We start from the raw sequence: 13246 nt of genomic DNA, 5'->3' as shown, positions 1-13246 counted from the left end.
CCCGCCGCGCGTCGTCGTCCTGCCAGGAGCCTTTGTATGAGCGACCCCGTAACCGATCCTGAAATGGACGATATCGAAACCGGCACGCTGCCGCTCGACGCCTGGCATCGGGCGCGTGGCGCGCGGATGGTGGCGTTTGCGGGCTATCACATGCCGATCCAGTACGACGGCATCATGGCTGAGCATCTGTGGACACGGACGTCGGCCGGGCTGTTCGACGTCAGTCATATGGGGCAGCTGCTGCTGTCCGGCGACGGCGTGGTCGAGGCGCTGGAGAAGATGCTGCCGGCCGATGTCGCGTCGCTGGGCGAGGGGCGGATGCGCTATTCGCTGCTGCTGAACGAGACGGGCGGCATTCTGGACGATCTGATGCTGACGCGGCGCGCGGACGGCTATTATATGGTCGTGAACGGCGCCACGAAGTATGACGACATCGCGCATATCCTCGACAATCTCGAGGACGAGATCACGCTGAACCATATGGACGAGCAGGCGCTGCTCGCGGTGCAGGGACCGAAGGCGGTCGAGGCGCTGGCGCGGATCGTGCCGGGGGTCGAGCGCCTCGTGTTCATGACGGCGGGGGCGTTCGACTGGGACGGCGTGCCGCTGTGGATCAGCCGGTCGGGGTATACGGGTGAGGACGGGTGCGAAATCTCGCTGCCCGCCGAGGCGGCCGAGGCGTTTGCCGAGCGGCTGTGTGCGGAGCCGGAGGTGAAGCCGATCGGGCTGGGCGCGCGCGACTCGCTGCGTCTGGAGGCCGGATTGCCGCTGTACGGGCATGACCTCGATCCCGAGACGTCGCCGGTGACCGCCGACCTGGGCTTCGCGCTGTCCAAGCGGCGGCGCGAGGAGGGCGGGTTCCTGGGGGCCGAGCCGATCCTGGCGGAGCGTGCGGCGGGGCCGGTATTCAAGCGCGTCGGGCTGTTCGTCGAGGGGCGGCAGCCGGTGCGCGAAGGCGCGCGCGTGCTGGAAGCGATCGACGGCGTCGAAGGGCGCGTGACGAGCGGCGGCTTCTCGCCTTCGCTGCAGCGTTCGATAGCGATGGCCTATGTACCCGCGGTGCTGGCCAATCCGGGATCGAAGATCGACATCGAACAGCGCGGCAAGCGTTTTGCCGCGGAAGTGACGGCGATGCCGTTCGTACCCCATCAATATGTCCGCAAGGGAGCCTGAACCGATGGCATTCTATTTCACCCGTGACCATGAATGGATCAGCATCGACGGCGCGGAGGACTCCACCGCGACGGTCGGGATCACCGACTATGCGCAGGCGCAGCTTGGCGACGTCGTGTTCGTCGAAGTGCCGCCGGCCGGCACGACGGTCGACAAGGGCAAAGAGGCGGCGGTCGTAGAGTCCGTGAAGGCGGCATCAGACGTCTATGCTCCGGTTTCGGGCGAGGTCGTCGAAGCCAATGCCGCGCTGGAAGCGGACCCGTCGCTGGTCAACACCGCGCCGGAAACGGACGGCTGGTTCTTCAAGGTCAAATTGTCCGATGCCGGCCAACTGGATGGCCTGATGGATGCCGACTCGTATAAGGTTTATTGCGAAGGGCTTTGATTTCGCCCGGGCTTTGTTGCCCAGCATCGTTCGGTTCGAGCCTGTCGAGAACCCTGCGCTGAGTTCTCGACAGGCTCGAACCGAACGGGGTGGGGTGTGACCCTCCCCAACATGGGAAACTGACCTCATGCGTTACCTACCGCTGACCGATGCCGACCGGGCGGACATGCTTGCCGTCGTGGGGGCGCAGACGATCGACGACCTGTTCGTCGACGTGCCCGAACATGCGCGGCTCGATGGGCCGATCGAAGGGTTGCCGATGCATGCGTCGGAGCTGGCGGTCGAACGCAAGCTGTCGCGGATGGCGGGGCGGAACCTGGCGGCGGGCGATGCGCCGTTCTTCCTGGGGTGCGGCGCGTATCGCCATCATGTGCCGGCAAGCGTCGATCACCTGATTCAGCGTGGTGAGTTCCTGACCAGCTATACGCCGTATCAGCCTGAAATCGCGCAAGGAACCGTGCAGGCGCTATTCGAATTCCAGACGCAGGTCGCGCGGCTCTATGGCTGCGACGTCGCCAACGCGTCGATGTATGACGGGTCGACCGCGTGCTGGGAAGCGATCGTCATGGCGCGGCGGATCACGCGGCGTGGGCGCGCGGTGCTGTCCGCCGGGCTGCACCCGCATTATGTGTCGGTGTGCACCACGATGGCGCGGTTCACGGGCGATGTGCTCGATACCGCCGTGCCGGAACTGACCGACGGTGCGCCGGGCGACGACATGGCGCGGTTGCTCGCGGCGGTGGACGGCGATGTCAGCTGCGTCGTCGTGCAGAACCCGAACATCCTGGGTCATGTCGCCGACCTGTCCGAACTCGCGGCGCGGTGCCATGCGAAGGGTGCGCTGCTGATCGCGGTGGTCACCGAGCCGGTGGCGCTGGGCGCGATCCGGTCGCCGGGCGAGATGGGTGCGGACATCGTGGTGGGCGAGGGCCAGTCGATCGGCGTCGGGCTGAACTTCGGCGGGCCTTATGTCGGGCTGTTCGCGACGCGCGACAAATATGTGCGGCAGATGCCGGGGCGGTTGGCCGGCGAGACGGTCGATGCGGACGGCAAGCGCGGGTTCGTGCTGACGCTGTCGACGCGCGAGCAGCATATCCGCCGCGAGAAGGCGACCTCGAACATCTGCACGAACTCGGGGCTTTGCGCGCTGGCGTTCACGATCCACATGAGCCTGCTCGGCGAGCGGGGCCTGCGCGATCTGGCGGCGCTGAACCACGCCAATGCGGTGCAGGCGGCGGATCGGCTGGCGAAGGTGCCGGGCGTGGAGCTGATCAGCGGGCCGTTCTTCAACGAATTCACGCTGAAGCTGTCCAAGGAAGCGCGGCCGGTGATCCGGGCGCTGGCCGATGACGGGATCCTGGGCGGCGTGTCGCTCGGGCGGCTGTATCCGGGCGTCGATGCACTGGCCAACGGGCTGGTCGTGGCGGTGACCGAGACGGTGGACGAGGACGACGTGACCGAACTTGCCGATGCGCTTGAGGAGGCCCTGCGATGAACCGCGAAGGACGTGTGACCCGGCCGGAGACCGGTGGGACCGAGGGTGAATTCAAGACGTTCACGGGCAACCGGGCGCTGATGCTGGAAGAAGCGTTGCTGTTCGAGGTCGGTGGGACCGACCGGACCGGCGTCGATATCGCGCCGGCACCGAAGGTCGCGTCGCGGCTGGGCGGGCTGGAGCGGGCGGCACCGATCGGGCTGTACGGCCTGTCGGAGCCGGAGGCGGTACGGCATTATACGCGGCTGAGCCGGCAGAATTACGGGATCGACCTGGGGTTCTTCCCGCTCGGATCGTGCACGATGAAGCACAACCCGCGGCTGAACGAGAAGATGGCGCGGCTGCCGGGCTTTGCCGACATTCACCCGTTGCAGCCGGTCGAGACCGTCCAGGGTGCGTTCGCGCTGATCTACGAACTGGGCGAGTGGCTGAAGACGCTGACCGGCATGCCGGCGGTGGCCATGAGCCCGAAGGCCGGCGCGCATGGCGAGCTGTGCGGGCTGCTGGCGATCCGGTCCGCGCTGGAGGCGCGCGGCGATGCGCGGCAGGTGGTGCTGGTGCCCGAGAGCGCGCACGGGACGAACCCGGCCACGGCGGCGTTCTGCGGCTATGCGGTCGAGAATATTCCGGCCGATGCCGAAGGGCGCGTCGACCTGGAAGCGCTGAAGGCGCGGCTGGGGCCGGACGTGGCGGCGGTGATGATCACCAATCCCAACACCTGCGGACTGTTCGAGCGCGACATGGCGGCGATTTCCGACGCGGTGCATGACGCGGGCGGGCTGGTATATTGCGACGGGGCGAATTTCAACGCCATCGTCGGGCGCGTGCGGCCGGGCGACCTCGGCATCGACGCGATGCACATCAACCTGCACAAGACCTTTTCCACGCCGCATGGCGGCGGTGGTCCGGGGTCGGGGCCGGTGGTGTTTTCCGCCGCACTCGCGCCGTTCGCGCCGCTGCCGTTCGTCGAGAAGGACGGGGCGAACTATCACCTCGTCGAGGAAGAGACGGCGGGCGAGCATCATGCCGGCACGTTCGGCCGGATGGTGGCGTTCCACGGCCAGATGGGGATGTTCAGCCGCGCGCTGGCGTACATCCTGAGCCACGGGGCGGACGGGTTGCGTCAGGTGTCCGAGGATGCGGTGCTGAACGCGAACTATATCCTGCGGTCGCTGGAGGACGTGCTCGACGCGCCGTTCGCGGGGACGGGGCCGTGCATGCACGAGGCGCTGTTCTCCGACGACGGGTTTGCCGAGGGGTTCACGACGTTGGACGTCGCCAAGGGGCTGATCGACGAAGGGTTCCACCCGATGACGATGTACTTCCCGCTGGTGGTACACGGCGCGATGCTGGTCGAGCCGACCGAGACCGAGAGCCGGCGGGCGATCGACCAGTTCGTCGGCGCGCTGCGGTCCGTGGCGGAACGCGCGCGGGCGGGCGATCCGGTGCTGAAGGCGGCGCCGGTGTTCGCACCGCGGCGACGGCTGGACGAGACCGGTGCTGCGCGGAAGCCGGTGCTGGTGTGGCGGGAACCTGAGGTGGTGGCGGAAGCGGCCGAGTAGGGGGTTGAGGACGAGTTCCCGGTCCTGATTTGAAGACAGCGTGGCCTTATGAGTGACTCCCCCCTTCGCCTGACGATCGACGGTGCCGCGCTGGTCGCGAACTGGCGGTGGTACGCCGCGCGGTCGGAGACGGCCGCATGCGGGGCGGCGGTGAAGGCGAACGGTTACGGGCTGGGCGCGCGTGAGGTGGTCGCGCGGCTGGCGACGGCGGGGTGTCGCGATTTTTTCGTGTCGAGTTGGGACGAGGCGGAGGCGCTGGGTCCGCTGGACGACGGGCTGTCGCTGTCGGTGCTGCATGGATTGCGGGAAGCGGATCTGCCGCGCGCGCTGGCGGGACGGGTGCGGCCGGTGTTGAACACGCCCGGAATGGTGGCGCAGTGGAAGGCGGCGGCGGACGGGCGGCCGTGCGATTTGATGGTCGATACGGGGATGAACCGGCTGGGGCTTTCGCCAGCGGAGGCCGGGTCGGAAATCGTCGACGGATTGCGGATCGCGACGCTGATGAGCCATCTGGCCTGTGCCGATACGCCGGAGCATCCACTGAACGCGCTGCAGGCGGAGCGGTTCGCGGCGTTGCGCGGCGTCGTTGCGGCGAAGCGGTACAGCCTGTCCAATTCGGCCGGGATCTGTCTCGGGACCGCATATCGGTTCGATCTGACGCGGCCGGGCATCGGGCTCTACGGCGGAGAGCCGGGGCCGGGGGCCGAGCCGGTGCCGGTCGTCGGGTTGTCGGCGGAGGTCTTGCAGGTTCGTGCGGTCGGGGCCGGTGATGCTGTGGGCTATGCAGCGGACTTCATCGCCTCGGGGCCGATGCGGGTGGCGACGCTGAACATCGGTTATGCGGATGGGTATCGGCGGGCGTTTGCCGGGGTCGGGACCGCCGTCGTCGAGGGTGAGGTTCGGCCGTTGATCGGGCGGATCTCGATGGATCTGGTCGCAGTGGATGTGACCGGATGCGACGTGGTCGAGGGGGATTGGCTCGGTCTGGAATATCGCCTGCCGACGGCGTCTGCGCTGACCGGGGTTTCGCAGTATGAGTTGTTGACCGGGCTTGGGCGGCGATATGCGCGGGACTGGGTTTGAGTTTGGTTTGTTGACTGTCTTGCTCGTCTCTCTGGACTTAATCCGGGGTCGCGTTTTTTCTGCACGTTTCGAATAGAAGCGGGATCCCGGATCAAGTCCGGGATGACGGTGGGGAGGGGTTGTGTCCGGGCCCCGGCCTCCGCCGGGGTACTGAGCGGCGGTTGCACCTTACACTCTCGCCCCGCCGTCGATCGTCACCGGCTGGTCGGGCCAGATGCCGCGGGTGTCGTAGACGAGTTTGGTGGCGCGTTCGCTCAAGGGGACGGAGCGGAAGATGTCGTGGTCGACGAGGACGATGAAGATCGGGCAGGTTTCGATCGCGGTGTCGATGTCGGTCAATTCGGCGCCGGTGCCGTCGAAGACGGCGGGGAGCGCGCTGGCATACGGTTCGACGACGCGGATGCGGTCGCCGTGCTGTTGCGCGAGGGCGGCGGCGACCTTGACCGCGGGGCTTTCGCGGAAGTCGTCGATGTTCGCCTTGAACGCGAGGCCGAGGCAGGCGACCGGCACGTCGGGCATCGCGGCGAGCAGGGCCGAGGCGCGTTCGACGACGTGATCGGACTTGCGGTCGTTCACCTCGCGTGCGGTACGAATGAGCGGCGTGTTCTGCGGGTCGCTATGGACGATGAACCAGGGGTCGACCGCGATGCAGTGGCCGCCGACGCCGGGGCCGGGCGACAGGATGTTGACGCGCGGGTGGAGGTTGGCGAGGCGGATGACCTCCCACACGTCGAGTTGCATCGTGTCGGCCACGATCGACAGTTCGTTGGCGAAGGCGATGTTTACGTCGCGGAACGCGTTTTCGGTGAGCTTCACCATTTCGGCGACGCGGGCGCTGGTGGTGATGCACTGGCCGCGGACGAAGCGGCGGTAGAAGGACATCGCCTTGCGCGCGCACCGCGGCGTGATGCCGCCGATGCAGCGATCGTTGACGACCAGTTCGTGCAGGATGCGGCCGGGCAGGACGCGTTCCGGGCAATATGCGATCGACAGGTCCACGCCGTCGCCGCCGCGGCCGGGGACGCGCAGGTCGGGACGCAGTTCGGCGATCAGGTCGCGCAACTGCTCGGTCGTGCCGACGGGGGAGGTCGATTCGAGGATGACCGTGTCGCCGACCTTCAACACCGGCGCGATGGTGCGAGCCGCATCGAGTACGAAGCGGGTGTCGGGGGCGTGATCGTCCTTGAACGGCGTAGGCACGGCGATGACGAAGACGTCGGCGGGCTCGACCGTGAGCGAGGCGCGCAGCGTGCCACGCGCGACGACGGCCTGGACCAGCGCGTCGAGATCGAGTTCCTCGATATGGACGTGGCCGGAATTGACGGTGTCGACGACGTGCGGCGTGACGTCGATGCCGAGCACCTGGCAGCCCGAGCGCGCGACGACCGCAGCGGTGGGCAGTCCGATATAGCCGAGGCCGATGACGGAGACGGTGGGCGGCGTATCAGACGGCATCGGCGATGATCCTTGCGATCCGGGGGGCGGTTTGGCCATCCCCGAACGGGTTGTGGGCCTGTGCCATGGCGGCGTGGGCGGAGGGGTCGTCCAGCAGGCGGAGCGTTTCGGCGACGATGCGGTCCTCGTCGGTGCCGACGAGCCGGGCGGTGCCGGCGATGATCCCTTCGGGACGCTCGGTGGTTTCGCGCATGACGAGGACGGGCTTGCCGAGCGCGGGCGCTTCCTCCTGCACGCCACCGCTGTCGGTCAGGACCAGATCGGCGATCCCGAGCAGCCGGACGAAGTGGGGATAATCGAGCGGGTCGATCATCGCGACATTGTCGCGCGCGCCCAGGATCGGATCCATCGCGCGGCGGACGGCGGGGTTCGGGTGAACGGGGAAGATGATCGCGACGTCGGGGCGATCCGCGATGCGCGCGACCGCGCGGGCGATCGCGTCCATGCCGCCGCCGAAATTTTCGCGGCGGTGGGTGGTAACGGCGATGATGCGCTTGCCCGAGAACCGATCGGCCAGTGCATCAAGGCCGGCGGCGAGCGCGGGTTCGGCGGCGATGCGGGCGCGGGTGGCGTGGAGCGCGTCGATAACCGAATTTCCGGTCATGTGGACGGTCTTCGGGTCGATCCGCTCGGCGATCAGCGCGGCGGCGGCGGTGTCGGTCGGGGCGAAGTGGAGGTCGGCGATGGTGGCGACGATGCGGCGGTTCACCTCCTCCGGCCAGGGGTGGTAAATGTCGCCGGAGCGGAGCCCCGCCTCGACATGGCCGACGGGAATCTTGCGGTAGTAGGCGGCGAGTGCGCCGACCATCGCGGTGGCGGTGTCGCCTTGCACCACGACGCGGTCGGGGCGGATCTCGTCATAAACGCGGCCAAGTTCGGTCAGGAGGCGGGCGGTGAGCTGGTCGAGGCTCTGGTTCGGCGCCATGATGTCGAGGTCGATATCGGGCACGACATTGCCGATCGACAGGACCTGATCGAGCAGGCCGCGATGCTGCGCCGTGACGCAGACGAGCGTTTCGAGGCGTGGGTTGGCTTTCAGCGCGTGGACGATGGGGAACATCTTGATCGCTTCCGGCCGGGTGCCGAACACGAGCAAAATTCGGGCGGGGCGGGGGGTGGTCATACCGGCGGTGTAGCGGGGAACGGGTAAGGTTTCTCCTAACGTCGGCGTAAATCGGGTTGCTGTGATGCCTCCGTCGCGGTCGCGGTGATGGCCGGGCTGGCGTCGCAGGCGTAAGGATATGGCTTCGCTGCTTGCCGATCTGTTGTCCCAGCGGTTGCTGGGATCCGGTATCACTATGGCGGGGGCTGGCTTCTGGCGAAATAATCATGGATCCTGACTTTCGTCAGGATGACGGGGGAGGGGGTGGTGCTTCCCGTCCAGGTGGCGTGGTGCCCAGCGGACGGGCAGACGCGGGGCGTGGTAACGTCTTCGCGGCAGGGCAGGCCATGAAATCTTCGTTCGGAGATTGTCGCGAAGCTGTCCGCCCGGGCCGCGCCGATTGCATCCGCCGGGCGGCATCCCATTTTACGGGCGACGCATGATGAACGAGGCAGAGATGACCCAGGAAACCGCAACGATCGCCGCCGGATGCTTCTGGTGCGTGGAAGCCGTGTTCGACGACCTGGCCGGCGTCGAGTCGGTCGAAAGCGGGTATATCGGCGGGCATGTCGCGAATCCGACCTATCGTCAGGTGTGCGACGGCGATACCGGCCATGCCGAGGCGATCCGGATCGTGTTCGATACTGCGCAGATCACGTTTGCGGACGTGCTGGATATCTTCTTCCATGTCCATGACGCGACCCAGCTGAACCGGCAGGGCAACGACATCGGGACGCAATATCGTTCGGCCATCTTCCCGCACGACGCCGGGCAGCAGGCCGAAGCGCGCGCGGCGATCGAGCGGGCGCAGGCGGATGTGGACAAGCCGATCGTGACGACGATCGAACCGCTGGCGACCTGGTATCCCGCCGAGGACTATCATCAGGAATATTTCGACCGCGAAGGCAGCAGCAACGGATATTGCATGGCGATCGTCGCGCCCAAGCTGCGCAAGTTCCGCAAGGCCTATGCCGAGCGTTTGAAGGACGGGGTGACCGCCGGAGCCTGATCGCTAGCGGGGGGCCGCGGCGCGGGCGAGCCGGTCGTTGATCGCGGCGCCCAGACCGTCGGCCGGAATTGGTGCGACGGCGATCGCGGTCCGACCCGACGCATCGGCGACGTGCAGCGCGTCGAACAGGGCGGCGGCGGCTTCGATGGGGTCGCCACGCAGCGACAGCGACCGGTCGCCGGCCACCACGCCGAAGCCGATGTGCCATTCGTCCGGGCCGGCCGTCGTCGCATTCAGGCGGATCGGCAGGCGTGGGGCGTAGTGGCTGGCGAGCTGGCCGGGCGCTTCGATCGTTCCGGTCGCGGTGTCGGTCACGGCAAGTCCGGTCGCGTCCCGAAGCATCGCTGCGGTGATCGGGCCGGGGCGGAGCAGGCGCAGCACGCCGTTACCGAACGCGACGATGGTGGATTCCAGGCCCAGCGCGGTGGGGCCGTCATCGACCACGAACGGGATGCGGCCGCCCAGGCTCCGGGCGACATGGGCGGCGCGGGTCGGGCTGATCCCGCCGCTGGCGTTCGCGCTGGGGGCGGCGAGCGGCAGGCCGGTCGCGGCGAGCAGTGCGCGCATCGCGCGATGCGCGGGGACGCGCAGCGCGATCGTCGGCAGGCCGGCGGTGACGAGTGCGGCGATGCCGCCATCCCCACGGGTTGGCAGGACGAGCGTCAGCGGTCCCGGCCAGAAGGTGGTCGCGAGCAGGCGGGCGACGGGATCGAACACAGCGATCCGTTCGGCGGTGGCCAGATCGAGGACATGGACGATCAGCGGATTGAACGCGGGACGCCCCTTGGCGGCATAGATCGCAGCGACCGATTCGCCGCGGGTAGCGTCGGCGGCCAGCCCGTAGACCGTCTCGGTCGGGATCGCGACCGGATCGCCCGCACGGATGTGGGCGGCGGCCGCATCGATCGCGGCGGTGCCGTAAGGGCGGACGATGGGGCGTTTTGGCGGGTTTGGAGCGGTCACCCATCGACGCTATAACGACCGGCAAAGGCTGTGAAAGCCCATAGGAGATGACATGCCGTTTGCAGTGCCCGTAGCCGAACAGCGTTTCCTGCTGACCCATGTCGCCGGGATTGAAGCGCTGGCGGCGATGCCCGCCTTTGCCGACGCGACGCCGGACATGGTGGATGCGGTGCTGGAAGGAGCGGCGGACTTTGCCGAGGGGCGGTTCGCGCCGCTCAATCGGATCGGCGACACCGTGGGCGCGCGGCGGACAGAGGCCGGCGTGACGATGCCGCCGGGCTATGTCGACGCGTATCGCGACTATGTGGAAGGCGGCTGGGGCACGATCGATGCGGACGTCGCGGCGGGTGGACAGGGACTGCCGTTCGCGCTGGCGACCGCGGTGCTGGAGAGTCTGGGCACCGCCAACCTGTCCTTCGCGCTGTGCCCGACGCTGACGGTGGGCGCGATCGAGGCGATATCGGCGCATGGCAGCGCGGGCCAGCAGGCGATGTACCTTCCCAAGCTGGTGACCGGCGCGTGGACCGGCACGATGAACCTGACCGAACCGCAGGCCGGATCGGACGTGGGCGCGCTCCGCACCACCGCGACGCCGCAGCCGGACGGGACGTACCGGATCAAGGGGACCAAGATCTACATCAGCTACGGCGAGCATGATCTGGCGGAGAATATCGTTCACCTCGTCCTTGCGCGGACGCCGGGTGCGCCGGCGGGGACGCGCGGCATTTCGCTGTTCGTGGTCCCGCGGTTCCGGGTGGAGGCGGACGGCACGATCGGGGCGGCGAACGACGTGCGGTGCGTGTCGATCGAACACAAGATGGGCCTGCATGCGTCGCCGACCTGCGTGATGTCGTTCGGCGACCGCGACGACTGCGTCGGCGAAATCGTCGGCCCCGAAAATGGCGGCATGCGCGCGATGTTCACGATGATGAACAATGCGCGGCTGAATGTCGGGCTGCAGGGCGTCGAGATCGCCGAACGCGCGACGCAGGCGGCGGTCGACTACGCCACCGGTCGGGTGCAGTCGGCCCGCGCCGGGGCAGCATCGCGCGAATCGGTGGCGATCGTGGAGCATCCCGACGTGCGGCGGATGCTGTTGCGGATGAAGGCGCTGACGCAGGGTGCGCGGGCGCTATGCTACCATGCGGCGGGGCAGGTGGACCGCGCGCATCAGGGCGATGCGGCAGCGCGGGTGCGCGTCGACCTGATGACGCCGCTGGTGAAGGCATACGGCACCGACGTGGGCGTGGAGGTGTCGGGGATGGGCATCCAGGTGCATGGCGGGATGGGGTATGTCGAGGAGACGGGCGCGGCGCAGCATTACCGCGATGCGCGGATCGCGCCGATCTACGAAGGGACCAACGGCATACAGGCAGCGGACCTGGTCGGGCGCAAGCTGACCGGCGATGGCGGCGCGGGGCTGGCCGCGCTGCTGGCGGAGATCCGCGGCGAGACGAGCGACGAGCCGGGGCTGATGGCGCTGGTCGATTCGGTGGAGCGGGTGGCCATTGCGTTGCGCGAGGGCGATGGCGACGACCGGCTGGCGGGAAGTTATCCGTTCCTGACGATGCTGTCGGTCGCGACGGCGGGCTGGCTGATGGCGCGGCAGGGGCGGGCCGCGGTGGGGGACGATGCCTTTGCGCGGATGAAGCGGGGGGCGGTACGCTTCTATCTGGATCGACTGGTGCCGGAGGCGGCCGGGCTGGCCGCGGGAGCGCTGGCCGGGGCGGCGGGGCTGTATGCGTTGGGGGTCGAGGAGCTGGTGGCGTGATTTCTGCCCTTCCTTGAAGGAAGGGCTGGGGGTGGGTGGTACCTGTTCTTTTATTCCAGGGTTGGATTTGGAGAGCTGTTGCACCCACCCCCAACCCCCTCCCTTGAAAGGGAGGGGGCTTTGCTGGCTTTCTTCTTAGCCCCTCTCCTTCAGGGGAGGGGAATTATGTTGTGATTACGCCTCGACCTTCGTCAGCAAGTCGTTCGCGTCCAGCCTCAGCCGGCGGATGCGGGCGGCGATGCGGGGCCATTCCTGGTCGATGAACATCTGGCGTTCGGTGCGGCGCAGGCGTTCGGTGGCGCCGTCGGCGACGAACATGCCGACGCCGCGGCGGACGGTGACGAGGCCGTCTTCCTGGAAGCTCTGATACGCCTTGGCAACGGTCAGTGGGTTGGCGCCCTGTTCGGCGGCGAAGGCGCGGACCGACGGCAGCGGATCGCCGTCGCGGTAGCGGCCGTCGAGGATGGAGTCGGAGATGCGGTCCCGCAGCCGCAGATAGACGGGGCGATCCTGGTCGGCCATGCGCTCCACTGTACTAATACGGCAGGGCGGTCAACCGGCCCAGTGGCTGACGACTGCGTCGAAGGCGGGGCGCGGCCGTTCGTCCAGCGGGCGGGCGGGCGTGCCGATAAAGATGAAGCCCGCGATCCGGTCCTCCGGGCCGCCGAACGCGTCGCGCACCGCATCCGAACGGGCCGCCCAGGTCGTCAGCCAGCCGCCGACGAAACCGGCGGCATGCGTGGCGGCGAGCAGGTTCATGCAGAGTGCGCCGACCGAAAGTTCCTGTTCCCAGATCGGGATGGGGCTGCTGCGGACCGGCGCGGACAGGATGACGAGGAGCGTCGGCGCCTGATGTGCGAACTGGTCGAGCGCGTCGAGTTCCGCGGAGCGGGCGGCAGGCTTCTCCGCAAGCCAGGCGGCGCGCAGCAGGGCGGCGAGCGCGGCGCGGCGGCCGGCATCGATTACCACGATCCGCCAGGGCGCGAGCTTCCCATGGTCGGGGGTGCGGATGGCGGTGGACAGGATCGCGTGGAGTTGCCCGACGTCCGGGCCGGGCGCGACCATGTCGCGCGGCTTGCCCGACCGGCGGGTGGCGAGGAGCGCGGCGGCGCCGGACGTGTCGTTGAACATGGGGGCCGCATTACCAGTGTCACGGCGGCGCAACAATCTTCTTCCCAGACGCAATTTCTCCGCTAGTCTTCCGACCATCAGCGCCCGGCCTGGCCGGTGCGTCCTTTCCCCGACGTT

Annotated in this window: 12 protein-coding genes; 7 read left to right on the top strand and 5 right to left on the bottom strand. The window is 68.1% G+C overall.

Going from position 1 to position 13246, the window contains the following annotated elements; genetic code table 11:
* Positions 1–36 precede the first annotated feature (36 nt).
* The 5 genes from gcvT (at position 37) to alr (ending at position 5698) form a co-directional block, all read left to right on the top strand.
* Positions 37–1173 carry a glycine cleavage system aminomethyltransferase GcvT gene (gcvT, locus tag BKY59_RS10940; RefSeq protein WP_076071431.1) on the top strand — a complete coding sequence of 379 codons (1137 nt, stop codon included), beginning with the start codon at positions 37–39 and terminating at the stop codon, positions 1171–1173.
* 4 nt (positions 1174–1177) lie between these two features.
* Complete coding sequence (gene gcvH / locus BKY59_RS10935; protein WP_076071430.1) at positions 1178–1558, top strand: glycine cleavage system protein GcvH; 381 nt, start codon at positions 1178–1180, stop codon at positions 1556–1558.
* Between the two features lie 127 nt (positions 1559–1685).
* On the top strand, positions 1686–3053 hold the full coding sequence (gcvPA, locus tag BKY59_RS10930; RefSeq protein WP_076071428.1) for an aminomethyl-transferring glycine dehydrogenase subunit GcvPA: 1368 nt from the start codon (positions 1686–1688) through the stop codon (positions 3051–3053).
* Entirely contained in the window at positions 3050–4615 is a 1566-nt protein-coding gene (gene gcvPB / locus BKY59_RS10925; protein ID WP_076071426.1) for an aminomethyl-transferring glycine dehydrogenase subunit GcvPB, read from the top strand. The genes gcvPA and gcvPB overlap by 4 nt, the downstream gene beginning before the upstream one ends.
* A 48-nt stretch (positions 4616–4663) precedes the next feature.
* Positions 4664–5698, top strand: coding sequence for an alanine racemase (gene alr, locus BKY59_RS10920; protein WP_076071425.1), 1035 nt, complete (start codon positions 4664–4666; stop codon positions 5696–5698).
* Between the two features lie 168 nt (positions 5699–5866).
* Here the strand turns inward: alr and wecC are convergent, their stop codons facing one another.
* Complete coding sequence (gene wecC, locus BKY59_RS10915) at positions 5867–7153, bottom strand: UDP-N-acetyl-D-mannosamine dehydrogenase (protein WP_076071423.1); 1287 nt, start codon at positions 7151–7153, stop codon at positions 5867–5869.
* Positions 7143–8276 (bottom strand): non-hydrolyzing UDP-N-acetylglucosamine 2-epimerase, encoded by a 1134-nt coding sequence (gene wecB, locus BKY59_RS10910; protein WP_076071421.1) that lies wholly within the window; start codon positions 8274–8276, stop codon positions 7143–7145. Before wecB ends, wecC begins: the two co-directional genes overlap by 11 nt.
* 436 nt (positions 8277–8712) lie before the next feature.
* Here wecB and msrA point away from each other — a divergent pair, with 436 nt between their 5' ends.
* Complete coding sequence (msrA, locus tag BKY59_RS10905) at positions 8713–9264, top strand: peptide-methionine (S)-S-oxide reductase MsrA (protein ID WP_076071542.1); 552 nt, start codon at positions 8713–8715, stop codon at positions 9262–9264.
* A 3-nt stretch (positions 9265–9267) separates the two neighbouring features.
* On the opposite strand, the gene BKY59_RS10900 is transcribed toward msrA, so the two are convergent.
* Positions 9268–10227 (bottom strand): L-threonylcarbamoyladenylate synthase, encoded by a 960-nt coding sequence (locus tag BKY59_RS10900; RefSeq protein ID WP_083672064.1) that lies wholly within the window; start codon positions 10225–10227, stop codon positions 9268–9270.
* Positions 10228–10279: 52 nt separating this feature from the next.
* On the opposite strand from BKY59_RS10900, the gene BKY59_RS10895 reads away from it, so the two are divergent.
* Positions 10280–11998: an acyl-CoA dehydrogenase gene (locus BKY59_RS10895; RefSeq protein WP_076071419.1), complete on the top strand. Its 1719-nt coding sequence runs from the start codon at positions 10280–10282 to the stop codon at positions 11996–11998.
* 174 nt (positions 11999–12172) lie between these two features.
* Here the strand turns inward: BKY59_RS10895 and BKY59_RS10890 are convergent, their stop codons facing one another.
* Positions 12173–12520, bottom strand: coding sequence for a GntR family transcriptional regulator (locus tag BKY59_RS10890; protein WP_076071418.1), 348 nt, complete (start codon positions 12518–12520; stop codon positions 12173–12175).
* Between the two features lie 30 nt (positions 12521–12550).
* Complete coding sequence (locus BKY59_RS10885) at positions 12551–13129, bottom strand: nitroreductase family protein (protein ID WP_076071416.1); 579 nt, start codon at positions 13127–13129, stop codon at positions 12551–12553.
* Positions 13130–13246 lie beyond the last annotated feature (117 nt).

The sequence above is a fragment of the Sphingomonas montana genome, from assembly GCF_001956315.1.
Classification (GTDB): Bacteria; Pseudomonadota; Alphaproteobacteria; order Sphingomonadales; family Sphingomonadaceae; genus Sphingomonas_R; species Sphingomonas_R montana.
Note: the sequence above shows the minus strand (reverse complement) of the source record. Positions and strands in the feature narration are given on the sequence as shown.

Bases quoted from the DNA above. Each gene is read 5' to 3' on its own strand.
- msrA (WP_076071542.1), top strand. From the start codon at position 8,713: ATGACCCAGGAAACCGCAACGATCGCCGCCGGATGCTTCTGGTGCGTG.
- gcvT (WP_076071431.1), top strand. From the start codon at position 37: ATGAGCGACCCCGTAACCGATCCTGAAATGGACGATATCGAAACCGGC.
- gcvH (WP_076071430.1), top strand. From the start codon at position 1,178: ATGGCATTCTATTTCACCCGTGACCATGAATGGATCAGCATCGACGGC.
- BKY59_RS10890 (WP_076071418.1), bottom strand. From the start codon at position 12,520: ATGGCCGACCAGGATCGCCCCGTCTATCTGCGGCTGCGGGACCGCATC.
- alr (WP_076071425.1), top strand. From the start codon at position 4,664: ATGAGTGACTCCCCCCTTCGCCTGACGATCGACGGTGCCGCGCTGGTC.
- BKY59_RS10885 (WP_076071416.1), bottom strand. From the start codon at position 13,129: ATGTTCAACGACACGTCCGGCGCCGCCGCGCTCCTCGCCACCCGCCGG.
- BKY59_RS10895 (WP_076071419.1), top strand. From the start codon at position 10,280: ATGCCGTTTGCAGTGCCCGTAGCCGAACAGCGTTTCCTGCTGACCCAT.
- wecB (WP_076071421.1), bottom strand. From the start codon at position 8,276: ATGACCACCCCCCGCCCCGCCCGAATTTTGCTCGTGTTCGGCACCCGG.
- gcvPB (WP_076071426.1), top strand. From the start codon at position 3,050: ATGAACCGCGAAGGACGTGTGACCCGGCCGGAGACCGGTGGGACCGAG.
- gcvPA (WP_076071428.1), top strand. From the start codon at position 1,686: ATGCGTTACCTACCGCTGACCGATGCCGACCGGGCGGACATGCTTGCC.
- wecC (WP_076071423.1), bottom strand. From the start codon at position 7,153: ATGCCGTCTGATACGCCGCCCACCGTCTCCGTCATCGGCCTCGGCTAT.